Origin of the sequence: Azohydromonas lata (assembly GCF_034427735.1) — a bacterium.
GTDB classification, from domain to species: Bacteria; Pseudomonadota; Gammaproteobacteria; order Burkholderiales; family Burkholderiaceae_C; genus Azohydromonas; species Azohydromonas lata.
The window spans coordinates 39,464-65,793 of the sequence record NZ_JAXOJX010000037.1 but is presented as its reverse complement, the minus strand read 5'-3'; the positions used below and the strand labels follow the sequence as shown (position 1 = coordinate 65,793).

Here is a 26,330-nt window from a genome sequence, read left to right as displayed (position 1 = left end):
TCCTCCTTACTTGGTGTGCTTCACCGCGGCAAGCATTTCCTTCACCGCCTCCGTCACGGCCTCCGGTTTTTCGGTCGGGATTTTGTGTCCGCTGTCCACCCACACCTGTTTCGCGCCTGGATAAAGCCGCGCGACGCCGCGGCGTTTTTCGTTGGCGTCGTCTGCATACTCGCCGTGGACGGACAGGGGTTTCAAGGCACTCAGGACGATGACGGGTTTGCCGGTGAATGTGGGCAAGGCCAGCACGGCTTCGCCCGTGGCATTGAGAAAATCCAGCTCCTTTTGGGCCGCCACTTGGCGCCTGGGCCGCATATTGCCGTCCAGCGCGCCCTTGCCCTGGAATTGCTGCGGGTGGGTGGAATCCACCAATATCAAACCTGCCACCTCACGCGGATAGCGCCGCGCAAAGTACTGCATGTACAAGCCGCCGGCCGAGTGGCCGACGAGGACATAAGGCGGTTTCAAATGCGCGGCGGCCAGCAAGTCGCGCAGCTCGCTGGCAATGTGCTCGCCGTCGCGCGGGGTGTCGGCCATGGCGCTGTCGCCGTAGCCCGGGCGGTTGTAGGCCAGGACGGTGGTGTATTTGGAAATTTCCGAAATGACTTGGCGCCAGCTGTCCAGCGCACCGCCTAAACCATTTTCAAATACCACGGCCGGTGTGCCCCGGCCGGCCAAGACGTATTCCACCTGCCGGCCTTTGACGTTTTCGGTGCTCGTCGTGGCGATGGCCGTATCCGGGGCCAAGGGCGGGGCGGCCTGGGGAGGCTGGGCGGCTTGGACGGTATTGGCGGCCAGCAGCAGGCCGGCCAAAACGCCGTGCAGTCGTAGGTTCATGGCGTACCGCGCTGGCCGGTGGTCACCACGTCCTGGATGGCGTTGAGGCTCAAGTACGCGGCGGGCGTGCGGGGTGTCGTGTGGCGCATGGTCAGCGGGGTGGCAAGGGCGCTGGAGTATGGCCGGGCAGGTCTGGCGCGGTACTGACCGGCGGGGGCGGCTGGGCGTTCGAGTTCTCCGTGGCCGACAAGCGGGTGCGCCTCCCGCGCAAGGGCCTGGACAACGATTTCTGATCCACGAGGAGCGCCCACCCCAAATTCACAAGCCCTCCACGATCGCCCGCGGGCAGGTGCGGACACTGGAGGCTGAAACTTCCGCGTCGCGGGAGTCCAGCAGCAGTTTCATCGCCATCCGCATGCATTCAGCCCGCCTGCTCATTGCCACCGGCCACGCCGACGTCCTGGACTCCCTGCAAGGAGCCCTGGGCCCCAGCTACCTCACCGCCTCCGTCGCCCATGCCGAGGAGTTGCCGGCCGCGCTGCAGGTGCTGCGGCCGGACCTGGTGCTGCTGGACTGGCGGCTGCCCGGCGGCGACGCGGCGGCGCTGTGCGCCGCCATGGAGAGCGAGGGACAGAGCATCCCCGTCATCGCCGTGCTGGCCGAGGCCCACCCCGAGGACGAGGCCGCCGTCTATGCGGCCGGCGCGGTGGACTACGTCGCCGTCCCCGCGCTGTCGCCGGCCCTGCTGGCCCGCGTGCACATGCACCTCCTGCTGCGCCGTCCCTCCACCCCGGAAAACGTCTGGCTCGACACCATGGTCCTCCTGGGCGGCAGCTCGGCGCTGCAGGCGGCCATGCCGTACTGAATCACCGCCGCCTCAGGGATAGGACACCGGCGGCAGCGGCCGGTTGTCTGGCAGCGGAATGAACTCCGTTTCCTGAGGCACCGCCGCAAAGCGCCCGCCGGCCCAATCGGCCTGTGCCTGCTCGATGCGCTCGCGCGAGCTGGAGACGAAGTTCCACCACACGTAGCGCGGCCCGTCCATGGGCGGGCCACCGAGCAGCACCAGCCGCGCCGGGCCGCCCACCGCACGCAGCACCACCGGCTCGCCGGGCTTGAACACTAGCATCTGCTGCGGGCCATGGCCGTGGGCGGCGTCCTCGGCGTTGACGCTGACCTGGCCCTGCATCACGTAGGCCGCGCGCTCCTCGTACAGCGGCGGCAGCGGCAACTGCGCCCCGGGGTCGAGCTGCGCCTCCACGTAGAACATCTCCGAGAGCGTGCGCACGGGCGACGTGGCGCCCTCGAAGCCGCCCACGATCACGCGCAGCCGGCAGCCCCCGGCTTCCAGCAGCGGCAGCTCGCCCGCGCCGTGGTGGACGAAGGAGGGCTCCGTCTCCTCGTGCGCCTTGGGCAGCGCCACCCACAACTGCAGCCCGGCCAGCGTGGCGCTGCCGTCGCGCTGGCCTTGGGGCGAGCGCTCGGAATGGACGATGCCGCGCCCGGCCGTCATCCAGTTGAGCTCGCCCGGCCGGATGGGCTGCACCACCCCCAGGCTGTCGCGGTGCAGGATCTCGCCCTGCGTCAGGTAGGTGACCGTGGCCAGGCCGATGTGCGGGTGCGGGCGCACGTCCAGCCCGTGCCCGGCCTCGAAGCGCACCGGGCCCATCTCGTCGAAGAACACGAAGGGCCCCACCATGCGCCGCTGCGCCGAGGGCAAGGCGCGGCGCACGGTGAAGCCCTCGCCCAAGTCCGAGCTGCGGGGGATGACGATGGTTTCCAGTGCGTCCATGGCGGTTTTCTCCCTTGGAGGTGTGGGCAGGGTGCGGGGCGGGCTTCAGCCCAGCTCCACCAGCAGCGGCTGGTGGTCGGAGGCGGTGGTGCGCGCGTCCACGCGCAGTGTGCGCAGGCGCGGCGCGAGGTCGGCGCCGGCAAACACGTAATCGCAGCAGTAGGGGGCCTCAGGTGACGCCCCCTCGTGCGGCGCGAAGGTCGCGGGGTGCGGCTGGCCCGCGTGCAGCAGCGTCCAGGCGTCCACCCAGGCCGGCGTGCCGTCGGGAAAGGGCGACACCATGCGCGCGTGCTCCGGCGAGTCCGGCTTGAAATTCATGTCGCCCACCAGCAGCGCCGGGCCGCCGCGGGGCTGCGAAAGAAAAGGGCCCTCGCCCGCGGGCCGGGGCTGGCGGGCGTGGCGCACCGCCTCGCGCTGCAACTGGCGCAGCCGCTTGATCTGCGCCACGCGGTGCTCCTGCGTGTAGTACTCCAGGTGCGTGGTCATCACCCGCAGCGCGCCCAAGGGCGTGCGCAGCGTGGCCTCCACGGCCACGCGCGGCATGCTGGGCACGGTGGCATCCGCGGGCCAGGGCAGGTGGTGGCGCAGCACCTGCAGCACGGGCAGGCGCGACAGCAGCAGGTTGCCGAAGCGCCGGCGCGTGCCGGCGGTGGGGCCGGGCACGTCCACGGCCACGCCTTCCACGGCGGTGAAGCCCGGCAGCGCCAGGGCCAGCTCGCGGAACTGGTTGCCCGGCGCGCCGCCGGGAAGCGCCGGCCAGCCGTCGGCCACCTCCTGCAGGCACAGCACGTCGAAGTCGGCCAGCGCACGCGCGTCGTCCACGATGCGGCGCAGGTCCACGCGGCCATCCGTGCCGCGGCCCCACTGGATGTTCCAGGTGACGAGTTTCAAGAGCCGGCTCCTTGCAGCTTGGCGGGCGGGAGCAGGCCGGGTGCCCAGGAGCCGGGAGCCTGTTGCTCCGGGACAAGCCCTCGGGGGACCGAGCCGCGCCGCGACTGTGTAGCCGGCGTGCGGCGCGTGTGCAAGCAATCGTTGCCGCGGGCCGTGCCGGCGCAGCGGCTTACCAGCTCGCCGCGACTTCCACGCCCACCGAGCGCGGCCCAACCAGCGGCAGCACGCTCACGCGCCTGTCCTGCCTGGGGTCCACCAGCCACCACGACGCCGCGGCGGAGAGCACGGCGCTGCCGGCCACGTCGCGCCAGCGGTGCTGGTCGGCGTGCACGCGCGTCCAGCCGACGTAGGTGGCCGCCGCGTACATGGGCAAGGCGGCTTCGAAGCCGTAGCGCCGGTGCACGAAGGTCGCGGCCGAGAAGGCGCGGCTGGCGTGGCCGGAGGGGAAGGACTCGTCGTCGGAGTGGTCGGGGCGCTCCACGTGGGTGGTGCGCTTGAGCACCTCGGTGCCGGCCAGGGTCACGGCGAAGGCCTTGCCGAACTGCAGCGTGCCCTCGCGGTCGCCGTCGTACAGCGAGTAGCCCGCCGCGCCCAGGGGCAGGGCCCAGCTCAGCACGTCGCCGGCGCGGCGGTTGCCGTCGGCCCAGGAGGCGGTGGCGGCGCACAGGCCCAGCAGGGCCACGGCGCCGCAGCGGGTCATGGAGCGGATCATGGGGGGATTGGTGTTGCTCATGCCGCGCATTGTCCCGGGCGCCGGTGATGCGTCGCTTGCAGGCTGCTTAAGGCGGGCAGGCTCAGCCCATGGCCTGTGCGGCCCGCCCGCGCAGCGCCGTCGGCGATTCGCCCGTCCAGCCCTTGAAGGCGCGGGTGAAACTTTTTTCGTTGTCGAAGCCCGCGGCCTGGGCGATCTGCTTGATGGGCCGGCCGCTGCGCAGCAACAGCTCCACGGCGATGTCGCGGCGCACGGCGTCCTTCAGGGCCTGCAAGGAGGTCGCCTCCTCCTGCAACTGGCGGTGCAGGCTGCGCGTGGACAGGAACAGCGCCGCCGCCACCTCGTCGGCATTCGCCCCGGGCTGCTGGCGCAGCCGCTCGCGCACGCGCTGCGCCAGCAGCCGGTCGCGCCGGTACTGGCGCACGGTCAGGGGCAGGGCGCGCTTCAACATGCTGTTGAGCGCGGCCTCGTCGCGGCGCAGGGGCAGCGACAGGTAGCGGGTGTCGAAGCGCAGCGCGGCCTGCGCCGCCTTGAAACGCACGGGGCCGGGGAACATGTGGGTGTAGGCGTCGGCATGCGCCGGGGCGGGAAAGGGAAAGGCGGCCTCCAGCAGCGGGATGCGCGAGTCCACCGCCCAACAGGCGTAGCCGTGCACGTAGCGCAGCAGCGTCACCAGGCAGAACTCGCGCAAGGTCCCCAGATCCCGCCGCTCGGTGAGCGCCAGCATGGTGGCCTCGCCCTGGGGCTCCAGGGTCAGCAGCACGTCCTCGGTGAGCAGCCGGTGGTGGCGGCACCAGCGCTTCAAGGCCAGCCCAAGCGTTGCCGCGCCCGTGCTGGCGCGGCAGAGCATGCCGTAGCTGCCCCAGGGCAGGCGGCGCTCGAACCAGCCCAGCGCCTCGTCGTCCAGCGCCTGCATGGCGGCGGCGGAGACGGTTTCCATCTGCAGCGCGGTGATGCGGGCCCGCGGGTCGGCCAGCGCCTGTGGCGTGATTTGTGCCGCCGCGAGGGCGGGGGCCGGGTCCATGCCGCGGCGCTCGAAAGCCAGCGCGATGCAGCGGACGAAGGCCATAGGGGTGACGGCGGCAGGCGTGCTCATAGGTGCGGTTGTTTTCAGCCGGCAGTTTGGCAGCTTTTGCACCCTCGCTGGCTGGCAGCGTGCCGCGCCGGCGCCTACGCTTGCCGGCATCCGCGCCCCCACCCGCCTTTCCCAGGCGCGCGCGCCCTGCACGCGATTCCCGACTCCCGATTTCCAGCACCCAGGAGACAGCCATGACCCAGCTTCCCGGCCTCAACTTCGGCTTTGGCGAAACCATAGACATGCTGCGCGACACCGTCGCCAACTTCGCCGCCAAGGAAATCGCCCCGCGCGCGGCGGCTGTGGACCGCGACAACCTCTTCCCTGCCGACCTGTGGAAGAAGCTCGGTGACCTGGGCCTGCACGGCCTGACGGTGGGCGAGGAGTACGGCGGCACGGGCCTCGGGTACCTGGCGCACATGGTGGCCATGGAGGAGGTGTCGCGCGCCTCGGCCTCGGTAGGCCTGAGCTACGGCGCGCACTCCAACCTGTGCGTCAACCAGATCCACCGCAACGGCAACGCGGCGCAGAAGGACCGCTACCTGCCCAAGCTCGTGAGCGGCGAGCACGTCGGCGCGCTGGCCATGAGCGAGCCCGGCGCCGGCTCCGACGTGGTGAGCATGCGGCTGCGCGCGCAGAAGCAGGGCGACCGCTTCGTCCTCAACGGCTCCAAGATGTGGATCACCAACGGCGGCGACGCGGACACCATGATCGTCTACGCCAAGACCGACCCCGAGGCGGGCCCCAAGGGCATGACCGCCTTCATCGTCGAAAAGGGCTTCAAGGGGCTGTCCTTCGGCTCCAAGCTCGACAAGCTGGGGATGCGCGGCTCCAACACCTACCCCGTCTTCTTCGAGGACTGCGAGGTGCCTGAGGAGAACGTGCTGGGCGCCGTGGGCGGCGGCGTGAAGGTGCTGATGAGCGGGCTGGACTACGAGCGCGCCGTGCTCAGCGGCGGCCCGCTGGGCATCATGGCCGCGTGCATGGACGCGGTGGTGCCCTACGTGCACGAGCGCAAGCAGTTCGGCCAGGCCATCGGCGAGTTCCAGCTCATGCAGGGCAAGCTGGCCGACATGTACACCACGCACCAGGCCTGCCGCGCCTACGTGTACGCCGTGGGCAAGGCCTGCGACAGCGCCGACCACGCGCGCACCCTGCGCAAGGACGCCGCGGGCGCCATCCTGTACTCGGCCGAGAAGGCGACCTGGATGGCCGGCGAGGCGATCCAGACCCTGGGCGGCGTGGGCTACACCAAGGAGTTCCCGGTGGAGCGGCTGTGGCGCGACGCCAAGCTCTACGAGATCGGCGCGGGCACCAGCGAGATCCGCCGCATGCTCATCGGCCGCGAGCTGTTTGCGGAGACGCTGTGATGCAGGCGCTGGACAGCCGCATCGACACGCGCTCCGAGGAGTTCAAGGCCAACGCCGCGGCCATGCGCGCCGTGGTGCAGGACCTGCGCGAGCAGGCCGCCCGCGCCGCGTTGGGCGGTGGCGAGGCGGCGCGGGCCAAGCACACCGCCCGCGGCAAGCTGCTGCCGCGCGAGCGCGTGGACCAGTTGCTGGACCCGGGCAGCCCCTTCCTGGAGATCGGCCAGCTCGCCGCGCACGGCATGTACGGCGGCGAGGCGCCTTGCGCCGGCGTGGTGGCCGGCATCGGCCGCGTGCAGGGCGTGGAGTGCATGGTCGTGGCCAACGACGCCACGGTGAAGGGCGGCACCTACTACCCCATGACGGTGAAGAAGCACCTGCGCGCCCAGGAGATCGCGCAGGCGAACCGGCTGCCGTGCATCTACCTCGTGGACTCCGGCGGCGCCTTCCTGCCCAAGCAGGACGAGGTCTTCCCCGACCGCGACCACTTCGGCCGCATCTTCTTCAACCAGGCCAACATGTCGGCCCAGGGCATCACGCAGATCGCGGTGGTGATGGGCTCGTGCACCGCCGGCGGCGCCTACGTGCCGGCCATGAGCGACGAGACGGTGATCGTGCGCAACCAGGGCACGATCTTCCTGGGCGGCCCGCCGCTGGTGAAGGCGGCCACCGGCGAGGTGGTCAGCGCCGAGGACCTGGGCGGCGGCGACGTGCACACGCGCATCTCCGGCGTCGCGGACCACCTGGCCGAGAACGACGGCCACGCGCTCTACCTGGCGCGGCGCATCGTGGCGCGGCTGAACCACCGCAAGCCCAGCACGGTGGCGCTGCAGGCCGCCGAGCCGCCGCGCTTCGACCCCGAGGAGCTGTACGGGATCATCCCGCGCGACACCAGGAAGCCCTACGACGTGCGCGAGGTCATCGCCCGCGTGGTGGACGGCTCGCGCTTCGACGAGTTCAAGGCCCGCTACGGCGCCACGCTGGTGACGGGCTTCGCCACGCTGCACGGCATGCCGGTGGGGATCATTGCCAACAACGGCATCCTGTTCGGCGAGTCGGCGCAGAAGGGCGCGCACTTCATCGAGCTGTGCTGCCAGCGCGGCATTCCGCTGCTGTTCCTGCAGAACATCACGGGCTTCATGGTGGGCCGCAAGTACGAGAACGGCGGCATCGCCAAGGACGGCGCCAAGATGGTCACGGCCGTGGCCACGGCGCAGGTGCCCAAGATCACGGCCCTCATCGGCGGCTCCTTCGGCGCCGGCAACTACGGCATGTGCGGCCGGGCCTACTCGCCGCGCTTCCTGTGGATGTGGCCCAACGCGCGCATCAGCGTGATGGGCGGCGAGCAGGCCGCCTCGGTGCTGGCCACCGTGCGCCGCGACGGGCTGGAATCCAAGGGCCAGGCCTGGAGCGCGGAGGACGAGGAAGCCTTCAAGGCCCCCATCCGCCAGCAGTACGAGGACCAGGGCCACCCCTACTACGCCACGGCGCGGCTGTGGGACGACGGCGTCATCGACCCCGCGCAGACGCGCCGCGTGCTGGCGCTGTCGCTCTCGGCCGCGCTCAACGCGCCCATTGAGCCGACCAAGTTCGGCGTCTTCCGCATGTGAGGCCCGTGATGAGCAGTCAACCTCTCAAGATCGAACGCGAGGGCGGCGTGGCCCGCGTGGTGATGAGCCGCGCCGAGGTGCACAACGCCTTCGACGAGTCGCTGATCGCGGCGCTCACGCACGGCTTCCAGGAACTGGACGCGGACGAGGGCGTGCGCGCCATCGTCCTGGCCGGCGAGGGCAAGAGTTTTTCCGCGGGCGCGGACCTGAACTGGATGCAGCGCCAGAGCGCGGCGCCGCTGGAGGCCAACCTGGAGGACGCGCGCAAGCTCGCCGCGCTGTTCCACGCCATCGCCCACAGCAGCAAGCCCACGATCGCCCGCGTGCACGGCGCGGCGCTGGGCGGCGGCATGGGGCTGGCGTCGGCCTGCGACATCTGCGTGGCGTCCACGGCCGCGGTGTTCGCGACCTCCGAGGTGAAGTTCGGAATCATCCCCTCGGCCATCAGCCCCTACGTGATCCGCGCGATCGGCCAGCGGCAGGCCACGCGCTACTTCCAGACGGCCGAGCGCATCAGCGCGCAGCGCGCCTGGGAGCTGGGCCTGGTGCACGAGCTGTGCGAGGCCGATGCGCTGGACGCGTCGGTGGCCCGCGTGGTGGACGCGCTGCTGGCCGGCGGCCCCAAGGCGCAGGCGGCGGCCAAGGCGCTCATACGCGCCGTGGCCGACCGGCCCATCACCGGCGAGGTGGTGGAAGACACCGCGCGGCGCATCGCCACGCTGCGCGCCACGCCGGAGGCGCGGGAGGGTTTAGCCGCCTTCCTGGAGAAGCGGCCTGCGGGGTGGGTGAAGGGGCACTGACTGCCCATCGTGTGCCGCCATGCAGGTCGTCAGCCCATCCCGTCGTCATTCCGGCGAAGGCCGGAATCCACGCGCGCTGATGCGTGAGCACGGCCTGCGCCGGCACTCCTCAATGCAAATCGAAGCGGCGTCTCGGTGCTCGTGGATCCCGGCCTTCGCCGGGATGACGGCATTTCTTCTTCGGCCGGCGCCGCAGGGCATGTGCCAGCAGGAAGAGCCATTGCCCCTGCCTCGACGCTCCAACGCTTCTGCGCTCAACCGAGCATGGGACTAACATGTTCAAGAAAATCCTGATCGCCAACCGGGGCGAGATCGCCTGCCGCGTCATCAAGACGGCGCGCCGCATGGGCATCGCCACGGTGGCCGTGTATTCCGAGGCCGACGCCAACGCCCGCCACGTGCGCCTGGCCGACGAGGCGGTGCTCATTGGCCCTGCCGCGGCGCGCGAGTCCTACCTCAAGGGCGACCGCATCCTGGAGGCCGCTCGCGCCACCGGGGCCGAGGCCATCCACCCCGGCTACGGCTTCCTCTCCGAGAACGAGGATTTCGCCGAGGCCTGCGAGGCCGCCGGCATCGCCTTCATCGGCCCGCCCGCGTCGGCCATCCGCGCCATGGGCAGCAAGTCGGCCGCCAAGGCGCTGATGGAAAAGGCCGGCGTGCCGCTCACGCCCGGCTACCACGGCGACCACCAGGAGCCCGGCTTCCTGGCCGCGCAGGCCGAGACCATCGGCTACCCCGTGCTCATCAAGGCCAGCGCCGGCGGCGGCGGCAAGGGCATGCGCCGCGTGGACCGCGCGGCGGACTTCGAAGCCGCGCTCGCTTCCTGCAAGCGCGAGGCGACCAACGCCTTCGGCGACGACCACGTGCTGGTGGAGAAGTACGTGCTGCAGCCGCGGCACATCGAGATCCAGGTGTTCGCCGACCAGCAGGGCCGCTGCGTCTACCTCTTCGAGCGCGACTGCTCGGTGCAACGCCGCCACCAGAAGGTGCTGGAGGAGGCCCCCGCGCCGGGCATGACGCCGGAGCGCCGCGCCGCCATGGGCCGCGCCGCCGTGGAAGCGGCCAAGGCCGTGGGCTACGTGGGCGCGGGCACGGTGGAGTTCATCGCCCAAGGGGACGGCTCCTTCTGGTTCATGGAGATGAACACGCGGCTGCAGGTCGAGCACCCGGTGACGGAAATGATCACGGGGCTGGACCTGGTGGAGTGGCAGTTGCGCGTGGCCAGCGGCGAGCCGCTGCCGCTCACGCAGGAGCAGCTCTCCATCGACGGACACGCCCTGGAGGCGCGCATCTACGCCGAGGACCCGGACAAGGGTTTCCTGCCCTCCACCGGCAAGCTGCTGCACCTGGCGCCGCCGCCGGAAAGCGGCCACGTGCGCGTGGACAGCGGCGTGGAGCAGGGCGACGAGATCACCCCGCACTACGACCCCATGATCGCCAAGCTGATCGTGTGGGGCGCGGACCGCGCGCAGGCGCTCTCGCGCATGCGCCAGGCGCTGGCGCAGTTCCGCGTGGTGGGCGTGCAGAACAACGTGGAGTTCCTGGCGCGGCTGGTGGCGCTGCCGGCCTTCGCGCAGGGCCGCTTCGACACGGGGCTCATAGAGCGCGAGCAGGAGCAACTGTTCCCCGCCCACCGCGAGGTGCCGGAGAGCGTGTGGCTCATCGCCGCGCTGGCCGAGCTGCAGCGCGAGCAGCAGGGCGCGCAGCGCGGGGCCGGGGCCGATTCGCCCTGGTCCGCGCTGGACGGCTGGCGGCTCAACGGCCGCGCCCAGCGCCGGCTGCAACTGCGCCTGGGCGAGCAGGTGCAGGCCGTGACGGTTGAAGTGCTGCCGCGCCAGGCCTGGCGCATCGGCCTGGAGGGCGCTTCCGCGGTGGAGGCCCGCGCCACGCCCGGCGCCGATGGCGCGCTGCTGGTGCAGTTGGGCGAGCGCCGTTTGCATGCGGCGGTGGTGGCGGCGGGCGAGCGCCGCCACGTCTTCTTCGAGGGCCGCAGTTGGCCGCTGAGCCTGGTGGACAGCCTGCACGTGGGCGGCGGCGGCGACGAGGCCGAAGGCGGCCTGCGCGCGCCCATGCCGGGCAAGGTGATCGCCTGGCTGGCGCAGCCCGGCGCCACGGTGGACAAGGGCGCGCCGCTGCTGGTGCTGGAGGCCATGAAGATGGAGCACACCATCACCGCGCCGCGCGCGGGCGTCGTGAAAGCCTTCCGCTACGCGCCGGGCGAGCAGGTGGCCGACGGGGCCGAGCTGGTGGAATTCGGGGAGCAGGCATGAGCGACAACAGCAGCAAGCAAGCCGTCCGCATCGTCGAGGTGGGCCCGCGCGACGGCCTGCAGAACGAGAAGCAGTCCGTGCCCACGGACGTGAAACTGGAGCTGATCGCGCGCCTGGCCGACGCGGGCCTGCGCGACATCGAGGCCACGGCCTTCGTCTCGCCCAAGTGGGTGCCGCAGATGGCCGACCACGCCGACCTCATGCGCCGCCTGCCGCGCCGCGCCGGGGTGGGCTACCCGGTGCTGGTGCCCAACCTCAAGGGGCTGGAGGCGGCCATCGAGAGCGGCGCGAGCGAGGTGGCGGTGTTCGCCGCCGCGTCCGAGGCCTTCTCGCAGAAGAACATCAACTGCTCGGTGGCCGAGTCGCTGGTGCGCTTCGAGCCGGTGATGGCGGCGGCGCGCGCGGCCCATGTGAAGGTGCGCGGCTACGTGTCCTGCGTGGTGGCCTGTCCGTATGAAGGCCCGGTGGCGCCGCAGCGGGTGGCGGACGTGGCCGCGCGGCTGCACGCCATGGGCTGCTACGAGGTGTCCTTGGGCGACACGATAGGCGTGGGCACGCCGGCCACGGTGCGGGCGATGCTGCAGGCGGTGGCCTCTCGCGTGCCCGTGTCGCAACTGGCCGGCCACTACCACGACACCTGGGGCATGGCGGTGGCCAACGTGGCGGCGTCCTACGACTTGGGCGTGCGCGTCTTCGACGCGTCCGTCTCCGGCCTGGGCGGCTGCCCCTACGCCAAGGGCGCGTCGGGCAACGTGGCGACGGAGGACGTCGTGTACCTGCTGCACGGCCTGGGCGCGGACACCGGCGTGGACCTGGGCCGGCTGGTGGACACGTCGGCCTGGATCAGCGGGGTGCTTGGGCGCGAGGTCGGGTCCAAGGTGGCGCGGGCGCTGCGGGCGGCCTGCGCCTGAGCCTGGGCCTGGGCATTCCCAGGCCGCGGCGCGGGGCGACCCCGCGCCTGGCCGCGGCTCAATGCATCTGCACGCGGCTGATGCGCCCCCACTTGGCGCCGCGCATGAGGGCGTGGAACTGCGCCTGGGTGAGCCGCAGCAGTTGCTCGTGGTCGCCGGCTTCGAGGTAGACGAGTTCGCGCTGCTCCAGCTCGTCATCCACCACGGTTTCCATGCCCCAGGCCATGCCCACGGCCGGCACGGCGCCGGGCTCGCAGCCGTCGAGCAGCTGGCCCAGGCGAGGCTCCTCGACCAGGCGCAGCTCCTGGCGGCCCAGCAGTTGCGCCACCTCGTGCGGCATCACGCTGCGGTCGGCGGGCAGCACCGCGATCACGCAGATCTGCTCGTCTTCCAGCAACACCGCCTTGGCCAATTGGTTGAGGGGCACGTGCGCCACGCGCGCCGTCTCGGCGCTGCTGCGGCTGTGCTCGTGGCGGCACACCTCGTAGCGCGCGCCGTGATGCTCCAGGTATTGCGATAGACGCGAAGGAATCGACATGTCGGCCTCCTTGCTGGGTACATCGCGCCCGCATGGACTCAGCGGGCGCGCGGCCAGTGTGCGCCCGCCGCCGCGCACCGGCGGCTTGGCCCCGATGGCCTGTGTCCATCGGCTCCACGGGGTTTCAGGCGCCGGGGCCGGCGCCGCGCTCACGCCGCCTTCAAGCGCTCCCGCGCCTTGTCCAGCCAGGCCTGCACGCTGGCCGCCAGATCGTCGGTGCTGAAGGAGCAGCTCTCGCCGCCGAACATCGCGCTGGATTCCAGCCGGTCCAGCAGGTTGGCGAGCACCTCGCCGAACTTGGGCGGCAGCTCGGCCGGCAGGCTGACGGCGCGCAGGCGGCGGCAAAAGGCAGCCTGGTCCAGTTCGCCGGCACGCAGTTGGTCCAGGGCGGCTTGCAGGGTGTCGAGCGGCATGGGGCGGTACTTCCTCAGAGGCCACCGCCCAAGGCGGGGCGGCAGCAGGTGGCGCGGGCCGTTTGTGGAGGGCTCTGCTGCCCACCCGAGACGGCAGCCGGTCGCGGCGTTCGTCATGGCGCGGCATTGTGCGGTGCCCGCGACGCGCCCCCGTGCCGGCGGCGGCGGTGGGTGCGTGGTGTGGGCCTCAGGCCCCGGTGCCGGCCAGCCGCTGCGCCGTGTCCTGCGCGCCCATCTTCAGCGCCGCGTCCCGCGCCGTCATGCCGGCCGCGTCGCGCGACAGCGGGTTGGCGCCGTGCGAGAGCAGCAGCTCCACCATCTCCAGCCGGTTGAACATGGCCGCGATCATCAGCGCCGTGCGCCCGTCCGGCCCCGCGCCGTCCACCTGCGCGCCGTGGGCCAGCAGCAGCTCCACGATGGGCTGGTAGCCCTTGAAGGCGGCGCCGCCCAAGGGCGTCTGGCCGCGGTCGTTGGCCAGCTCGGGGTCGGCGCCGTGCTCCAGCAGCGCGCGCGCCGTCTCCAGGTGGCCGTGGTAGCAGGCCAGCATGAGCAGGCTGTCGCCCTTGTGGTCGCGCAGGTTGGGCGGCAGCCGCTTGTCCAGCAGCCGGGCGATGCGCTGGGCGTCGCCGCCGCGCACGGTGTCCAGCACACCGTGTAGGAAGTCCAGGGTCTGCGCGTCCATGGTGGGGCGTTGGGCGGTGTGCATGCGGGGTCCTTGCGAGCAGTCGTTGGCGGCGGCTCGTTTGGGCATGCGGCGTTCCCATGGCAGGCAACGCGCCGCTGTCGCCCTACGCCGCCTCCGCTCCCATCGCCCTCAGCCGCTGCAAGGCCTGCTGAAGCTCCAGCTCCAGCGCCGCGCGCGCCGTGAAGATGCGGTAGACCGACTCCAGCAGCAGCTCCTCGCCGCGCGGCACGCGGTCCAGGAAGGCCAGGTGCCCCAGCACCCGCCCGTCCTGCGCCAGGATGGGAAGGCCCAGGTAGGCCTCGTAGCCCGCTTCCACCGGATACAGGCGTTGCACGTCGCTGCGCAGGAAGCACATCTGCCCCTCGCCCACGACCTGCTCGCAGGGCGTGCCGGGCAGGCCGTATTCGATGTTGTCCTCGAAGCGCTGCCCGGCCCAGAAGGCCAGCGTGCGCACGCGCGTGGGCGGCTGGTCGGCGCACTCGGTGATGAAGGCGCAGTCCACCTCCAGCGCCCGCGCGAAGTGGCGCACCAGCGCCTTGAAGAAGGCTTCGCCAAAGGCGTCCGCGGTGCCGCGGGCCACGGCGTCCAGGATGGTTTCCACGCGTTTTAAACGCGTCACGTCCGTGTCCAGCCCCACCATGCGGTAGGGCGTGCCGCTGGCATGGCGCAGCGCCACGCCGCGGGTGAGCACCCAGCGCAGGGTGCCGTCCTTGTGTTTCAGGCGCAGCTCGCCCTCGAAGCGGCTGGCGGCGTCGGCCAGGTGCGCCTGCAAGGCCTGCTCCAGCGCGGGCAAGTCCTGCGCTTCCACGCAGGTGCGCCACTGGTTGCGCGAGTCGCCCAGCTCGTCCTCGGCATAGCCCAGCATGCTTTTCCAGCGCGGCGAGAGCCGCATGCGGTCGGCGGCGATGTCCCATTCCCACAGCCCGTCCTGGCTGCCGCGCAGCGCCAGCTCGTAGCGCTGCTCGCCGGCGCGCACGGCGGCCTGGGCCTCGGCTCGGCGCGCCTCGGCGGTTTCCAGGGCGCGCTGCAGCCCGTCCACGCGGTGCGCCTGCTCGTCCAGCCGCTGCCGCCACTGCCGCTCGCGTTCGCGGGCCTGCCAGGCCAGCACGGCCGCCAGCACCAGCGCGCCCAACAGCGCGGGGACGAAGGCCGCCATGCCCGGTGCCAGGGCCAGGCCGCCCAGCACGGCGGCCAGGGCCAGCAGCAGCACCAGCACCCACAGGTGCCGTCCGGAGGTGAGGGTGTTCATGGCGCGGCGAGTGTGTCGCCGGCCCCGGCCGCGGAGGCGCCGCCTTGTGACGCCTTGTGTCCAATTTCGTGCGGTGCAGCATCGCCGGCCGGCCGCGGCGGCGCGGCCAGCGGCAGGTCGAAGCTGAAGGTGGTGCCCCGGCCCGGCGTGCTGCGCACGGCCAGGTGCCCGCCGTGCAGTTGCACCATCAGCCGCGAGATGGCCAGGCCCAGCCCGGCGTGGTGGCGCGAGCCGGTGCGGTCGGCGCGGTAGAAGCGGTCGAACACCTTGTCCAGCTCGTCGGCCGGGATGCCCACGCCCGTGTCGCTCACGTCCACCACGGCGCGGCCCGCGTCCACGCCCAGCGTCAGCGTCACACGGCCGCCTTCCGGGGTGTGGCGCAAAGCGTTTTCCACGAGGTTTTCCAGCACGCGCTCCACCATGCCGATGTCGGCGTCCACCATCGGCATGGCCGCGCCGCAGGCGGCGTGCAGCGTCAGGCTGCGCTGCGCGGCGTCCAGCGCGAACTTCTGCGCCACGTCCTGCACCAGCTCGGCCAACGGGAAGCGCTCGCGCTGCGGGTGCACGTCCTCGGCCTCCAGCTTGGTGAGCTGGAACAAGTCGTTGACGAGGCGGCCCAGCCGCTCGCTGTGGCGCGCGGCCACTTCCAGGTAGTTGCGCTCCTCGGCTTCCGACAGCTCGCCGCGGCGCAGCAGCAGGATTTCCAGGTAGCCCTGCATGGAGGCCAGCGGCGTGCGCAGGTCGTGCGAGACGTTGGCCAATAAATCGCGCCGCCGCGTGGCCACGCGCTCCAGCTCGGTGAGCTGGTCGGCGATGCGGCCGGTCATGCCTTCCACGTGCGCGGCCAGGCGCTCGATCTCGTCGCCCCGCGCGTCGGCCTCGGCCAGGCGCAGCGGCTGCCTGAAGTCGCCGTGCTGGTAGGCGTCCACCGCATCGGCCAGGCGCTTTAAACGCCGGGTGAAGAGCTGAAAGACGCACAGCGCCGCCAGCAGCGAGAAGACCACGCTGCCGATCATCACGTCGGTGGACAGCTCCAGCAGCCGCGCCGGCTCGAACATGGCCTGCGTGGCCACCACCAGCAGCCCGCCCACGGCGATGAAGGCCGCGGCCAGCAGCAGCGACAGTTTCAAGGACAGGCTGTTGCCGACCGCCGCGCGGGCGGGCGCGGCCTTGGCGCCGCTGCTGCGCTCCACCGGCTCGCTCATGCCGGCGTCGCGAAGCGGTAGCCCACGCCCCAGACGGTTTGTATGTGCGCCGGCTGGGCCGGGTCGCGCTCGATCTTGTTGCGCAGCCGGTTGATGTGCGAGTTCACGGTGTGCTCGTAGCCGCTGTGGGTGTAGCCCCAGACCTGGTCCAGCAACTGCGCGCGGGTGAAGACGCGCCCCGGCGCGCGGGCGAAGTGCACCAGCAGCTCGAACTCCTTGGCGGTGAGGTCCACGCTGCGGCCGCCCACCTGCACCTCGTGGCGGTCCAGGTCGATGCGCAGCTCGCCGGCCTCGATCAGCGTGGCCGCCGGCGTGGCGGCCGCGGCGGCCTCGAAATGCTCCTGCCGCCTCAGGATGGCCTTCACGCGCGCCGCCAGCTCCAGCATGGAAAACGGCTTGACCAGGTAATCGTCCGCGCCCAGCTCCAGGCCGAGCACGCGGTCCAGCTCGGAAGACTTGGCCGTGAGCATGAGGATGGGCAGGTAGCCCTCGCCGCGGCTGCGCAGGCGCTTGCAGATCTGCAAGCCGTCCAGGCGCGGCAGCATGAGGTCCAGGATCAGCAAATCCCAGCGCCCGCCCTCGGCCTCGGCCAGGCCCGTGACGCCGTCGGCCACCAGCCGGTGCTCGAAACCCAGCTCGGCCAGTTGCAGCGTCACCAGGCGGCCGATGTCGGGGTCGTCCTCTATGACCAGCACGCGGCGGGTGTTCATGGCGTAGATCCTTTGGGCAGGGCCTGGAAGTGTCCCAGTTCCAGGTGCCGCATCAGCACCGCGGCCAGATCGAAACCCGCGTCAGCCTGCAGCGCCTGCGCACAGGCCTCGCCCAGGGACGCGCCGCCTTCCAGCGCCTGCAGCCAGCAGAGCTCGCCCTCGGACAGCAGGTGGAATTCCACCTCCAGCGCGCGCTGCGCCACCAGCACGCGCGTGCCGCGCCGCCAGTCCACGTCCTCCAGCACCAGCGCGGCGTCCGGCTGGTGGGCCTGCCAGAGCTGCAGCACGGGGTGCTCGGACGCCACGAGCCGCGCCGAGGGTTGCAGCCGCAACCGCAGCGCAGCCTGCGCCCCGGCGTCCAGCGCGGCCAGGGCCTGCAGCGTGAGCGCCGGCACGGGCGCCTCGTGGTAGACGGCGTGCACGGCCCATTCCAGCGCGGCCATGTCCGGCAGGTAGGGCAGCGAGGCCGCGGGCTCGAAGTCCCGCAGGAAGCGCGGCAGCTCGGCACCAAAGGCGTGCAGGTTGCCGTGGCGCGAAGGAAAGCGCTGGATGAAGCGCTGCGCCATGGCGCGCAAGAACGCCTCGCCCACGAGCTGCTGCACCACCGGCACCACGGCGGCCAGCGCGGCGGTGAGGCTTTCGCTCAGGTTGTTGCGGTAGAGCTGAAGCCGCCTGGCGGCGTCCAGGGCGCCCGGCGTTGGGCGCAGCAGCGCGGCGGCGTCGGCCTGGGCTTGCAGATCGGTGGGGTGCAGCAGCGCGGCCATCACGCGGCGTTGCAGCTCATGCAAAGCAGGCATGGTGGTGCTCCGTCGTCTCGTCCATGAAGGTGCGCGCCTTGTGCGCCTCGGCCACCAGGGCGGGCAGCGGCGGCAGTCCGGCATCCCATTCGATCAGCGTTGGGCGCGCGCCGAAGCGCTGCAGCACCTGCGCGTACAGTGCCCACACGGCGTCGCTCACGAAATGGCTGTGCGTGTCCAGCAGGATGTCCGTGCCGTCGTCGAAGCGCCGGTGCGTGTGGCCGGCCAGGTGGTATTGCGCAACGGCCTCGGCCGGCAGGGCGGCGAGGTAGTCCAGAGCGTCAAAGCCGTGGTTGCGCGCGCTCACGTAGAGGTTGTTCACGTCCAGCAGCAGCGCGCAGCCGCTGCGGCGGGCGACCTCGGCGATGAACGCCCATTCCGGCATCTCGTCGTCGCTGAAGCGCAGGTAGCTGGAGAGGTTCTCCAGCAGCAGTTGCCGGCCGAGGGCCTCCTGCACCTGCTGCACGCGCGCCACCACGTGGGCCAGCGCCTCGCGGGTGTGGGGCAGCGGCAATAAATCGTTGGCGAAGATGCCGTCCACGCCGCTCCAGCTCAGGTGCTCGGAGACCAGCGCGGGCTGCAGCTCGTCGATCAGCTCGCGCAGCCGGCGCAGGTGCTTCACCTGCAGCGGATCGACGGAGCCCAGCGACAGGCCCACGCCGTGCAGGCTCAGCGCGTAGTGCTCGCGGGCGCGGCGCAGCCAGTGCGCGGGCGGGCCGCCGCGGCCGAAGTAGTTCTCGCTGTGCACTTCGATGAAACCCAGCGCCGGCCGCAGCGCCAGCAGCGCGGCGTGGTGCTCGCCGCGCAGGCCGATGCCGGCGCAGCGCGGCGGCAGCGAAGACGAGGCATTCATGCGCGCTCCTTGTGTCGGGATGTATGCAGTCCAGTCTAGGAGGCAGCGCGCGGCGCCAAGGCGCCGTGATGGAAAAGTGAACTTTGGCGCCCCGCCGCGCCCCGCCCGCGCTCCGTGACCGAAACGTGACCAACACGCGACCGCCCGGTGACGCCCGCCGCCCAAAGTTGTCTGCGGGCGGGCCGTCCCAGGCCTGTCCAGGCAACCCCCGCATGGTTCACCTGGAGCACGCAGCATGAGCATCCGCACGACTTCCAACGCCTGGCGCCGCGTGGCGCAACCTTGCGTCCTGGCCACCGTGGCCGCCGTCACCGCATTGGGCGCCAGCGCCGCCCTGGCCGGCGAATGCCCCATGGACAAGCGCGTGGCCGACGGCCGCGGCCAGCCGCCGGGCCCCTCCATGCCCCAGGGCGTGACGGACAGGGTGCGCGCCATGACCGACCTGGCCAACGAACCGCTGGCGCTGCAGGGCCGGCAGTTCCGGCTGCGCCAGTTGGACATACAGCCCGGCGGCATCGTCCCCTGGCACAGCCACGACAACCGCCCGGCCATGATCTACACCGTCTCCGGCGAGGTCACCGAGTACGCCAGCAGTTGCGCCGTGCCCATCGTCCACCGCGCCGGCGACGTGGCGCCGGAGAAGAACGGCACTTCGCACTGGTGGAAGAACACCGGCAGCACGCCGGCCGTGCTGATCTCGGTCGATCTCTTCCCCATGGACAAGCCGCACATGGAACACGACATGTGACGAGCGCCGGCGCGGCGCGGCTGCAAAGCCCCGCGCCGCCCCCGCAGCGTCCCTAGCCCCGGAGGCCGCCATGAACATCCGCCACCCCGAATGCCACCTGCGCCGCGCCCTGGCGTCGGCCCTGGCCACCGATCTCGAAGGCGTGGACGACACGCCGGACGTGGAGGGCGCGGCGCCGCGCCGCCCGCGCGAGGACGAGTGCGGCGTCGTCCTCTTCGGCCAGTTCTGGCCCGCGGCGCTGCTCGCGGTGCAGGCCCAGGTGCGGCTGGTGGAGGCGGACACGGTGGTGGTGAGCGGGCCGGCGGGCGACGCCTGCGTCTATGCCGCGGGGCGGTTGCTGTACCGCGTGGCGCATCCCAACCGGCGCTTCTTCCTGGACCTCTCGGCCCAATGCATGGCACAGCCCGCCGCGCGCGTCGCCTACGAGGGCCGCGACAGCGCCGACCTGGAGGCCGTGGACTACGAGCTCGAAGGGGCGCTGGCGCGCCTGTGCGGCGCGGCCCGCCACCTGGACAGCGGCGAGGCCCTGAGCGCCGCGCGCGTGCTGCGCGAGTACGTGCTGCGCTTCGAGGCGCTGGCCGCGGCCTGACGCGCCTGGAAGTCGCGCCGTGAATCGCGCCGTGATGAAAACGTGACTTCTCCGCCATGGCCGCGTGAGACCCGGCGGCCAGACTGGCTTCACGGTGTCGATGAGGTTGCAGCCACAACCCGCCAAGGGCACCGCGATCCCCCTTAAACCTGTTTTTCCTCAACGACCCCAGGAGATTGACATGAGCAAGCAAGCCAACACCCTCGTCGCCGCTTCCATCGCCACGCTGGTGGCCCTGGGCGGCTCGCTGGCCAGCGGCCCCGTGCTGGCGGTCAAGGGCGACATGGAGAAGTGCGCCGGCATCGTCAAGGCCGGCAAGAACGACTGCGGCACCAGCAAGAGCGCCTGCGCCGGCACCGCCGCCATGGACCGCGACACCGAGGCCTGGATCCTCGTCCCCAAGGGCACCTGCGAGCGCATCGCCGGCGGCATGGTCACCGACAAGCCGGAAAACGTGCACGGCGGAGCGGCGGCGCTCAAGGATGGGAAGAAGGCGGGGTGAAGGCGGGGCAGGCGCGGGCCGCAGCAGTGCGGGCGCGCAGCCGGTTTCCTGACTGGAGATGGCAACTGTCCGGGAAAAGCTGATGGCCGCCATCCGAAGACTGGCCCGCAATGCCCCCCGAGCCGTCATTCCCGCGAAGGCGGGAATCCAGGCGGCCCCCAAGTCGGCCGCCAGCTCATGGGCCGGCGTCACGAGACCCAAAAACCGCAGCCTTCCTGCGTTGCCCCTTCGCTCTGGCGTGGGGCCGCCTGGATTCCCGCCTGCGCGGGAATGACGAAGTGGGGGGCGAGGCGTCTTGACTCTCGGGATGCCAACCTCCCACACGCAAGGAGCGATCAATATGCATTACGTCAACAATCCCATGGACCTCCCCGCCGCATCGCCCCCCGGCGCCGCGGGCAGGGCGCTGCACCTGGCCCGCCGCGCGGTGCGTGGCCTGGACGGCCTGTCGCCGCTGGTGGACCTGGCGCTGCGCCTCTTCGTCGCGGCGGTGTTCTTCAACGCCGGGCTGACCAAGATCGCGAGCTGGGACAGCACCCTGTCGCTGTTCGAGAACGAGTACGCCGTGCCGCTGCTGCCGCCTGAAGTGGCCGCGCTGCTGGGCACGGGCGTGGAGCTGTTCTTCCCCGTGCTGCTGGTGCTGGGCCTGGGCACGCGGGCCGCGGCGCTGGTGCTCTTCGTCTTCAACATCGTGGCCGTCGTCTCGTACCCGGACCTGGGCGCGGCCGGCCTCAAGGACCACCAGACCTGGGGCCTGCTGCTGCTGGTCACGCTCACGCACGGCCCGGGCGCGCTGTCGCTGGACCGGCTCATCCACCGCCGCCTGGGCCACGGCCCGCACGGCTGAGGAGCGGGCCATGACACGCCACACCCGTGGTCCCGCCAAGCCGAAGTCCGGTCCCCCAGGAGAACGCCATGCTGCTTGAAGGCAAGACCGCCATCGTCACCGGCTCCACCAGCGGCATAGGCCTGGGCATTGCCCGCGCCTTCGCCGCGCAGGGGGCGCACGTGATGCTCAACGGCCTGGGCCAGGCCGACGAGATCGAGTTCACCCGCGGCGCGCTGCAGCGCGAGTTCGGCGTGCGCGTGGCCTTCCATGGCGCGGACATGAGCCGGCCGGACGAGATCCGCGGCCTGGCCGCCCAGGCCGAGGCGGCTTTCGGCCGCGTGGACATCGTGGTCAACAACGCCGGCATACAGCACGTGGCGCCGGTGGAGGCATTTCCGCAGGCGAAGTGGGACGCTATCCTCGCCATCAACCTCACGGCCGCCTTCGTCCTGACGCAGGCCGTGGTGCCGGGCATGAAGGCGCGGCGCTTCGGCCGCCTCCTCAACGTCGCCTCGGCGCATGGGCTCACCGCGTCGCCGTTCAAGTCGGCCTACGTCGCGGCCAAGCACGGTTTGGTGGGCTTCACGCGCTGCGTGGCGGTGGAGCTGGCCGAGTTCGGCATCACGGCCAACACGCTGTGCCCGGGCTACGTGAAGACGCCGCTGGTGGACCGGCAGATCGCCGACCAGGCGCGCGCCCACGGCATCTCGCCGGAAGCGGTGGTGCGCGACGTGATGCTGGCCCACCAGGCGCGCAAGGCGTTCGTCCGCGTGGAGGAGCTGGCCGCGCTGGCGGTGTTCCTGGCCTCGGACGCGGCGGCTTCCATGACCGCCACGGCCATTCCCATGGACGGCGGCTGGACGCAGCATTGACGTCCGCTCCCCGCGTCATCAAGGAGGCGCCATGGACATGCTTGTGAAATCCGAGCGACGGCGCGCCGCGCCTCGGCCCGCCGTCAAGACGGTCAACCTGGCGCTGCAGGGCGGGGGCGCGCATGGCGCCTTCGCCTGGGGCGTGCTGGACCGGCTGATCGAGGACGGCCGCATCCGCTTCGAGGGCATCAGCGCCACCAGCGCCGGCGCCATGAACGCGGCGGTGCTGGCCCAGGGCTGGACCGCGGGCGGGCCGGAGGGCGCCCGCGCCGCGCTGCAGGCGTTCTGGCGCGACATCGCCGAGACCGGCGAGCGCTGCAACCCCTACCGCGCCATGCCCTGGATGCGCTGGATGCAGTCCTTCGGCGGCTTTTCGCTGGAGCACTCGCCCGCCTACCAGTGGATGGAGTTCCTCACGCGGATGTTCTCGCCGTACCAGCTCAACCCGCTGAACTTCAATCCGCTGCGCCAGGTGCTGGAGCGGCACGTGGATTTCGAGCGGCTGCGCCAGCACTCGGCGGTGAAGCTGTTCCTGTGCGCCACCAACGTGCAGACCTGCAAGGTGCGCATCTTCAGTTGCGCCGACGTCAGCGCCGACGCCGTGCTGGCTTCGGCCTGCCTGCCCTTCATGTTCCAGGCCGTGGAGATAGACGGCGAGCCCTACTGGGACGGCGGCTACATGGGCAACCCGGCCCTCTTTCCGCTGATCTACGACTGCGCGGCACGCGACGTGGTCATCGTCCACTTGAACCCCATCGTCCGCCCCGGCGTGCCGCGCACGGCCGGCGAAATCCTCAACCGGCTCAACGAGGTGAGCTTCAACTCCTCGCTGATGCGCGAGATGCGGGCCATCGTCTTCGTCACCGGGCTGATCGAGCAGGGCCAGCTTTCCAGCCGGGAGTTCAAGCAGATGCTCATCCACTCCATCCGCGCCGACGAGGTGATGAGCGGCTACGACGCCTCCAGCAAGCTCAACTGCGACTGGGACTTCCTCACCGAGCTGCGCGACGCCGGCCGCGCCCACGCCGGGCAGTGGCTGCAGCAGCACTTCGACGCGCTGGGCGTGCGCTCCAGCGTGGATTTGAGAGCGGAATTCTTGTGAGCCGCCCTCTGCGGGCGCCGCCGTTTTGCAAGGTGCACTGTTCAGAAATCTGAACGATGGCTGCCATGCAATGGGTGGGCGACGGGCACGTGGGTGAACGATGGCCTACCCGCGCGAGCGCTGGCTGGGGAATGCGGGGAAGGCCTTCGCCTCCCGTCAGCTCAGGCGCCTCGCCCTCTACATCGTCATGCCCGCTTTCGCGGGCATGACGGGTGAGGGTGCAAAGCGCCTGGGCCACGGGGCGGAGGGGCGCAACAACGCTTCGCGACACCTGAATCGCTGAGCAAGGAGCGAAACATGCAAACAGCCTTGGGCGGGGCCGCCACGGTGGCCGTGCTCGCCTGCGTCGCCCTCATGGGCTTCGCCATACAGCGCGGAGGCACCTGCACGGTCGCGGCCGTGGAGGAATTCGTCCAGCAGCGCGGCACGCGGCGGCTGCGCGCCATGGGCGAGGCGGCGCTGTGGGTGGCCGGCGGCCTGGCGCTGGCGCAGGCCGCGGGCTGGACCGCGGTGATGCCGGCGGCACAGCCCGTCTCGGCCGCCACGGTGGCGGGCGCGGTGCTGCTGGGGGCCGGCGCCTGGCTCAATGGCGCCTGCGTGTTCGGCGCCATCGCGCGGCTGGGCAGCGGGCAATGGGCCCAGGCGGCCGTGCCGCTGGGCTTTTACTTGGGCTGCCTGGGCCTTGGCGCCGTGCTGCCGGCACCCGCCGCGCCGGTGCCGTCGCACGCGGGCGGGCTGCCGGCGGCGCCGCTGGCCGCCGCCTTCGTCCTGTTCGCGCTGTGGCGCCTGGTGCGCGGCGTGTGGGGCCTGCGGGACGGGGCGCTGCGCGCCTTGCCGACGCGGGTGTGGGCGCCGCATGCGGCCACCACCGTGATCGGCATCTGCTTCCTGCTGAGCTGGCTCATCGCGGGCGCCTGGGCCTACACGGACCTGCTGGCGGCGCTGGCGCGGCGCATGGCGGCGAGCTCCACCTTGCCGCTGGAGCTGCTGGCCGCGCTGCTGGGCGGTGCCGTGCTGGGCGGCTGGACGGCAGGGCGCCTTCAGCCGGCCTGGCCCACGCCCGCCCAGTGGCTGCGCAGCCTGGCCGGCGGCGCGCTCATGGCCGTGGGCAGCCTGCTCATTCCCGGCTCCAACGACGGGCTGCTGCTGGTTGGGCTGCCGCTGCTGCACGCCCACGCCTGGCTGGCCCTGGCGGTGATGGTGCTCACCATCGCGGCGGCGATGCGGCTGTCGCGGCGGCAACGCCTGCCGGCGCTGGGCAAGGAGGCGCCATGAGCACGGAGCAGGCTTCGCGGATCGACACCGCCGCGCCGGCCGGACCGGCACCGGCGCCGGCCTCCCGGCCCGCCGCCCCGGGCCGCGCCACCGCGCTGGGCAACGCGCTGGTGCTCAGCGGCGCGCTGCTGGCGGCGCTGGCGGCGGTGCAGCGCTACACCCACCTGCTCGGCGCCTCGGGCAGCACCTTCAGCCTGGAGCGCGAGCGCTGCCACGGCGTGGTGCGCGCCGGGCGCAACGACTGCGGCACCAGCACCCACGCCTGCGCCGGGCAGGCGCGCGCGGATGCGCAGGCGCAGGAATGGATCAGCCTGCCCGCGGGCACCTGCGAGCGCATCGCGGGCGGCCGCCTGCGTGCCGGTGGCGGCGGCGCCTGATGGCTGCCACCTCGCCGCGCTGGCGCGCCTGGCTGCTGCTGGATGCGCTGGACGACGCCTTGCCCGCTCGCGTGCGTCAGCAGTTGCAGGCCGAGCAGTTCCGCGCGGAGCTGCTGGTGGCCGCGGTGCAGTTGCTGCTGCTGGTGCTGTTGTCGGCGCTGGTGGGCGTGACGCCGCCCGGCTACGCGCCGGACGCGCCCGTGCGCGCCGCGCCGCTGGGCCTGAGCCTGTTCGCGCTGCTGGTGCTGCTGCGCCTCTACGCCGCGTGGACCGGCCAATTGGGCCGCGCGCTGCTGGCGGCCGGCGTGGTGGCGGAGATGGCGGTGCTGCTGGGCACGCTGGCCGCCACGGCGCTGCAGTACGAGCAGCCGCCGCAGCTCGCGCTCAAGGGCCCGGCCTTCGTCTATGTCTTCGTCCTCATCGGCTTGCGCGCGCTGCGCTTCGAGCCCTTGTGGGTGCTCGTTTCCGGCGGCACGGCGCTGCTGGGCTGGTTCACCCTGCTGGCCTGGGTGCTGTGGGGCGCGCCGGTTCAACCCCTCACCTGGGACTACGTGACCTCGCTGCGCTCGCTGCAAGTCCACTTGGGCGCCGAGCTGGACCGGCTGCTGGCGCTGGCCGTGTTCACCGCCACGCTGGCGCTGGCCCTGGCGCGTGCCCGCGCGCTGCTGGTGCGGGCCCTGGCGCGGGAGCGCGCGGTGGCGGATTTGTCGCTGTTCTTCGACGACGCGGTGGCGCGGCGCATCACGGCCTCGGAGGCCGAGCTGATGGCGGGGCAGGGCGAGCGGCGCGAGGCGGCCATCCTGTTCCTGGACCTGCGCGGCTTCACCCAGGCGGCGGCCGAGCTGGGCCCGGAGGGCGTGATCGCGCTGTTGGGCGAGTACCAGCGGCTGGTGGTGCCCATCGTCCGCCGGCACGGCGGCAGCGTCGACAAGTACTTGGGCGACGGCATCCTGGCCAGCTTCGGCGCCGTGGTGCCGGATGCGTCACACGCCGCGCGGGCGCTGCGGGCGGTGGACGAGATCGTGCAGGCGGTGGACGGCTGGCGCGCGCGGCGCCGGGAGGCGGGCCTGGCCGCGCCGGACGTGGGCGCAGGCCTGGCCACGGGCGAGGTGGTGTCCGGCATCGTGGGCGACGGCCGGCGGCTGGAGTACACGGTCATCGGCGACGCGGTGAACCTCGCGGCCAAGCTGGAGAAGCACAACAAGGCGCAGGGCACGCGGGCCCTCGCCACGCGCGAGGCCTGCGAGCGGGCGCGGGCACAGGGCTACCGCGGCGACAAGCCGGTGTGCACGCAAGTCGAGGTGGCCGGCGTTGCGCAGCCGCTGGATTTGGCAGTGCTGTCAGATCGCCCACGCCGCCCACAAAATCAGCAAATGTGATTCGC

The 26,330-nt window shown here is 71.8% G+C and carries 28 protein-coding genes; 15 read left to right on the top strand and 13 right to left on the bottom strand.

The window, feature by feature from the left end:
• Positions 1-6: 6 nt before the first annotated feature.
• Positions 7-834: an alpha/beta fold hydrolase gene (locus SM757_RS20830; RefSeq protein WP_322466898.1), complete on the bottom strand. Its 828-nt coding sequence runs from the start codon at positions 832-834 to the stop codon at positions 7-9.
• A 355-nt stretch (positions 835-1,189) separates the two neighbouring features.
• On the opposite strand from SM757_RS20830, the gene SM757_RS20825 reads away from it, so the two are divergent.
• Positions 1,190-1,639, top strand: a complete 450-nt coding sequence (locus tag SM757_RS20825; protein ID WP_157119222.1) for a response regulator transcription factor — start codon at positions 1,190-1,192, stop codon at positions 1,637-1,639.
• A gap of 12 nt (positions 1,640-1,651) precedes the next feature.
• On the opposite strand, the gene SM757_RS20820 is transcribed toward SM757_RS20825, so the two are convergent.
• The 4 genes from SM757_RS20820 to SM757_RS20805 all read right to left on the bottom strand — a co-directional run bounded on the left by SM757_RS20820 (position 1,652) and on the right by SM757_RS20805 (position 5,265).
• The gene (locus SM757_RS20820; RefSeq protein ID WP_066341537.1) at positions 1,652-2,566 is read right to left on the bottom strand and encodes a pirin family protein; all 915 of its coding nucleotides are present in this window, start codon (positions 2,564-2,566) and stop codon (positions 1,652-1,654) included.
• Between the two features lie 45 nt (positions 2,567-2,611).
• Positions 2,612-3,457, bottom strand: coding sequence for an endonuclease/exonuclease/phosphatase family protein (locus SM757_RS20815; RefSeq protein WP_322466897.1), 846 nt, complete (start codon positions 3,455-3,457; stop codon positions 2,612-2,614).
• 169 nt (positions 3,458-3,626) lie between these two features.
• Positions 3,627-4,190: a phosphatase PAP2 family protein gene (locus tag SM757_RS20810; protein ID WP_322466896.1), complete on the bottom strand. Its 564-nt coding sequence runs from the start codon at positions 4,188-4,190 to the stop codon at positions 3,627-3,629.
• Between the two features lie 61 nt (positions 4,191-4,251).
• Positions 4,252-5,265 (bottom strand): AraC family transcriptional regulator, encoded by a 1,014-nt coding sequence (locus tag SM757_RS20805; protein ID WP_322466895.1) that lies wholly within the window; start codon positions 5,263-5,265, stop codon positions 4,252-4,254.
• Between the two features lie 173 nt (positions 5,266-5,438).
• Between SM757_RS20805 and SM757_RS20800 the strand changes: the two genes are divergently transcribed.
• The 5 genes from SM757_RS20800 (at position 5,439) to SM757_RS20780 (ending at position 12,202) form a co-directional block, all read left to right on the top strand.
• Complete coding sequence (locus tag SM757_RS20800; RefSeq protein ID WP_322466894.1) at positions 5,439-6,614, top strand: isovaleryl-CoA dehydrogenase; 1,176 nt, start codon at positions 5,439-5,441, stop codon at positions 6,612-6,614.
• Positions 6,614-8,221 (top strand): carboxyl transferase domain-containing protein, encoded by a 1,608-nt coding sequence (locus SM757_RS20795; protein WP_066341542.1) that lies wholly within the window; start codon positions 6,614-6,616, stop codon positions 8,219-8,221. The genes SM757_RS20800 and SM757_RS20795 overlap by 1 nt, the downstream gene beginning before the upstream one ends.
• An 8-nt stretch (positions 8,222-8,229) precedes the next feature.
• Complete coding sequence (locus SM757_RS20790) at positions 8,230-9,021, top strand: enoyl-CoA hydratase/isomerase family protein (protein WP_322466893.1); 792 nt, start codon at positions 8,230-8,232, stop codon at positions 9,019-9,021.
• Positions 9,022-9,296: 275 nt separating this feature from the next.
• Positions 9,297-11,291, top strand: a complete 1,995-nt coding sequence (locus SM757_RS20785) for an acetyl/propionyl/methylcrotonyl-CoA carboxylase subunit alpha (RefSeq protein WP_322466892.1) — start codon at positions 9,297-9,299, stop codon at positions 11,289-11,291.
• Positions 11,288-12,202 carry a hydroxymethylglutaryl-CoA lyase gene (locus SM757_RS20780; RefSeq protein WP_322466891.1) on the top strand — a complete coding sequence of 305 codons (915 nt, stop codon included), beginning with the start codon at positions 11,288-11,290 and terminating at the stop codon, positions 12,200-12,202. Before SM757_RS20785 ends, SM757_RS20780 begins: the two co-directional genes overlap by 4 nt.
• A gap of 58 nt (positions 12,203-12,260) precedes the next feature.
• Here the strand turns inward: SM757_RS20780 and SM757_RS20775 are convergent, their stop codons facing one another.
• From SM757_RS20775 to bufB, 8 genes are all read right to left on the bottom strand, one after another.
• Entirely contained in the window at positions 12,261-12,740 is a 480-nt protein-coding gene (locus tag SM757_RS20775; RefSeq protein WP_066341546.1) for an aminoacyl-tRNA deacylase, read from the bottom strand.
• 149 nt (positions 12,741-12,889) lie between these two features.
• On the bottom strand, positions 12,890-13,153 hold the full coding sequence (locus SM757_RS20770) for a hypothetical protein (RefSeq protein WP_066341547.1): 264 nt from the start codon (positions 13,151-13,153) through the stop codon (positions 12,890-12,892).
• A 187-nt stretch (positions 13,154-13,340) separates the two neighbouring features.
• Positions 13,341-13,835, bottom strand: coding sequence for an ankyrin repeat domain-containing protein (locus SM757_RS20765; RefSeq protein ID WP_238455916.1), 495 nt, complete (start codon positions 13,833-13,835; stop codon positions 13,341-13,343).
• Between the two features lie 106 nt (positions 13,836-13,941).
• A complete protein-coding gene (locus SM757_RS20760; protein ID WP_322466890.1) occupies positions 13,942-15,087 on the bottom strand; it encodes a PAS domain-containing protein in 1,146 nt (381 codons plus the stop codon).
• Positions 15,084-16,292 (bottom strand): HAMP domain-containing sensor histidine kinase, encoded by a 1,209-nt coding sequence (locus tag SM757_RS20755; protein ID WP_084267850.1) that lies wholly within the window; start codon positions 16,290-16,292, stop codon positions 15,084-15,086. The genes SM757_RS20760 and SM757_RS20755 overlap by 4 nt, the downstream gene beginning before the upstream one ends.
• Entirely contained in the window at positions 16,289-17,002 is a 714-nt protein-coding gene (locus tag SM757_RS20750) for a response regulator transcription factor (protein ID WP_322466889.1), read from the bottom strand. Before SM757_RS20750 ends, SM757_RS20755 begins: the two co-directional genes overlap by 4 nt.
• Positions 16,999-17,799 carry a DNA-binding domain-containing protein gene (locus tag SM757_RS20745; protein ID WP_322466888.1) on the bottom strand — a complete coding sequence of 267 codons (801 nt, stop codon included), beginning with the start codon at positions 17,797-17,799 and terminating at the stop codon, positions 16,999-17,001. The genes SM757_RS20750 and SM757_RS20745 overlap by 4 nt, the downstream gene beginning before the upstream one ends.
• Complete coding sequence (gene bufB, locus SM757_RS20740) at positions 17,783-18,652, bottom strand: MNIO family bufferin maturase (RefSeq protein WP_322466887.1); 870 nt, start codon at positions 18,650-18,652, stop codon at positions 17,783-17,785. The genes SM757_RS20745 and bufB overlap by 17 nt, the downstream gene beginning before the upstream one ends.
• Positions 18,653-18,887: 235 nt before the next feature.
• On the opposite strand from bufB, the gene SM757_RS20735 reads away from it, so the two are divergent.
• From SM757_RS20735 to SM757_RS20695, 9 genes are all read left to right on the top strand, one after another.
• Positions 18,888-19,400, top strand: a complete 513-nt coding sequence (locus SM757_RS20735) for a cupin domain-containing protein (RefSeq protein ID WP_322466886.1) — start codon at positions 18,888-18,890, stop codon at positions 19,398-19,400.
• A gap of 70 nt (positions 19,401-19,470) precedes the next feature.
• Positions 19,471-19,989 (top strand): hypothetical protein, encoded by a 519-nt coding sequence (locus tag SM757_RS20730; RefSeq protein ID WP_322466885.1) that lies wholly within the window; start codon positions 19,471-19,473, stop codon positions 19,987-19,989.
• 181 nt (positions 19,990-20,170) lie between these two features.
• Positions 20,171-20,491: a BufA1 family periplasmic bufferin-type metallophore gene (locus SM757_RS20725; protein WP_322466884.1), complete on the top strand. Its 321-nt coding sequence runs from the start codon at positions 20,171-20,173 to the stop codon at positions 20,489-20,491.
• A 340-nt stretch (positions 20,492-20,831) separates the two neighbouring features.
• On the top strand, positions 20,832-21,338 hold the full coding sequence (locus tag SM757_RS20720; RefSeq protein WP_322466883.1) for a DoxX family protein: 507 nt from the start codon (positions 20,832-20,834) through the stop codon (positions 21,336-21,338).
• Between the two features lie 71 nt (positions 21,339-21,409).
• Positions 21,410-22,192, top strand: coding sequence for a 3-hydroxybutyrate dehydrogenase (locus SM757_RS20715; protein ID WP_305765089.1), 783 nt, complete (start codon positions 21,410-21,412; stop codon positions 22,190-22,192).
• A gap of 37 nt (positions 22,193-22,229) precedes the next feature.
• A complete protein-coding gene (locus tag SM757_RS20710) occupies positions 22,230-23,294 on the top strand; it encodes a patatin-like phospholipase family protein (protein WP_322466904.1) in 1,065 nt (354 codons plus the stop codon).
• A 297-nt stretch (positions 23,295-23,591) separates the two neighbouring features.
• Complete coding sequence (locus tag SM757_RS20705; RefSeq protein ID WP_322466882.1) at positions 23,592-24,569, top strand: YeeE/YedE thiosulfate transporter family protein; 978 nt, start codon at positions 23,592-23,594, stop codon at positions 24,567-24,569.
• Positions 24,566-24,946, top strand: a complete 381-nt coding sequence (bufA1, locus tag SM757_RS20700; RefSeq protein WP_322466881.1) for a DUF2282 domain-containing protein — start codon at positions 24,566-24,568, stop codon at positions 24,944-24,946. The genes SM757_RS20705 and bufA1 overlap by 4 nt, the downstream gene beginning before the upstream one ends.
• Positions 24,946-26,325, top strand: coding sequence for an adenylate/guanylate cyclase domain-containing protein (locus SM757_RS20695; RefSeq protein ID WP_322466880.1), 1,380 nt, complete (start codon positions 24,946-24,948; stop codon positions 26,323-26,325). Before bufA1 ends, SM757_RS20695 begins: the two co-directional genes overlap by 1 nt.
• Positions 26,326-26,330: the final 5 nt, after the last annotated feature.

Coding starts and splice junctions, on each gene's coding strand:
- SM757_RS20830 (WP_322466898.1), bottom strand. CDS start 834: ATGAACCTACGACTGCACGGCGTTTTGGCCGGCCTGCTGCTGGCCGCC.
- SM757_RS20825 (WP_157119222.1), top strand. CDS start 1,190: ATGCATTCAGCCCGCCTGCTCATTGCCACCGGCCACGCCGACGTCCTG.
- SM757_RS20820 (WP_066341537.1), bottom strand. CDS start 2,566: ATGGACGCACTGGAAACCATCGTCATCCCCCGCAGCTCGGACTTGGGC.
- SM757_RS20810 (WP_322466896.1), bottom strand. CDS start 4,190: ATGAGCAACACCAATCCCCCCATGATCCGCTCCATGACCCGCTGCGGC.
- SM757_RS20805 (WP_322466895.1), bottom strand. CDS start 5,265: ATGAGCACGCCTGCCGCCGTCACCCCTATGGCCTTCGTCCGCTGCATC.
- SM757_RS20800 (WP_322466894.1), top strand. CDS start 5,439: ATGACCCAGCTTCCCGGCCTCAACTTCGGCTTTGGCGAAACCATAGAC.
- SM757_RS20795 (WP_066341542.1), top strand. CDS start 6,614: ATGCAGGCGCTGGACAGCCGCATCGACACGCGCTCCGAGGAGTTCAAG.
- SM757_RS20790 (WP_322466893.1), top strand. CDS start 8,230: ATGAGCAGTCAACCTCTCAAGATCGAACGCGAGGGCGGCGTGGCCCGC.
- SM757_RS20785 (WP_322466892.1), top strand. CDS start 9,297: ATGTTCAAGAAAATCCTGATCGCCAACCGGGGCGAGATCGCCTGCCGC.
- SM757_RS20780 (WP_322466891.1), top strand. CDS start 11,288: ATGAGCGACAACAGCAGCAAGCAAGCCGTCCGCATCGTCGAGGTGGGC.
- SM757_RS20775 (WP_066341546.1), bottom strand. CDS start 12,740: ATGTCGATTCCTTCGCGTCTATCGCAATACCTGGAGCATCACGGCGCG.
- SM757_RS20770 (WP_066341547.1), bottom strand. CDS start 13,153: ATGCCGCTCGACACCCTGCAAGCCGCCCTGGACCAACTGCGTGCCGGC.
- SM757_RS20765 (WP_238455916.1), bottom strand. CDS start 13,835: ATGGACGCGCAGACCCTGGACTTCCTACACGGTGTGCTGGACACCGTG.
- SM757_RS20760 (WP_322466890.1), bottom strand. CDS start 15,087: ATGAACACCCTCACCTCCGGACGGCACCTGTGGGTGCTGGTGCTGCTG.
- SM757_RS20755 (WP_084267850.1), bottom strand. CDS start 16,292: ATGAGCGAGCCGGTGGAGCGCAGCAGCGGCGCCAAGGCCGCGCCCGCC.
- SM757_RS20750 (WP_322466889.1), bottom strand. CDS start 17,002: ATGAACACCCGCCGCGTGCTGGTCATAGAGGACGACCCCGACATCGGC.
- SM757_RS20745 (WP_322466888.1), bottom strand. CDS start 17,799: ATGCCTGCTTTGCATGAGCTGCAACGCCGCGTGATGGCCGCGCTGCTG.
- bufB (WP_322466887.1), bottom strand. CDS start 18,652: ATGAATGCCTCGTCTTCGCTGCCGCCGCGCTGCGCCGGCATCGGCCTG.
- SM757_RS20735 (WP_322466886.1), top strand. CDS start 18,888: ATGAGCATCCGCACGACTTCCAACGCCTGGCGCCGCGTGGCGCAACCT.
- SM757_RS20730 (WP_322466885.1), top strand. CDS start 19,471: ATGAACATCCGCCACCCCGAATGCCACCTGCGCCGCGCCCTGGCGTCG.
- SM757_RS20725 (WP_322466884.1), top strand. CDS start 20,171: ATGAGCAAGCAAGCCAACACCCTCGTCGCCGCTTCCATCGCCACGCTG.
- SM757_RS20720 (WP_322466883.1), top strand. CDS start 20,832: ATGCATTACGTCAACAATCCCATGGACCTCCCCGCCGCATCGCCCCCC.
- SM757_RS20710 (WP_322466904.1), top strand. CDS start 22,230: ATGCTTGTGAAATCCGAGCGACGGCGCGCCGCGCCTCGGCCCGCCGTC.
- SM757_RS20705 (WP_322466882.1), top strand. CDS start 23,592: ATGCAAACAGCCTTGGGCGGGGCCGCCACGGTGGCCGTGCTCGCCTGC.
- bufA1 (WP_322466881.1), top strand. CDS start 24,566: ATGAGCACGGAGCAGGCTTCGCGGATCGACACCGCCGCGCCGGCCGGA.
- SM757_RS20695 (WP_322466880.1), top strand. CDS start 24,946: ATGGCTGCCACCTCGCCGCGCTGGCGCGCCTGGCTGCTGCTGGATGCG.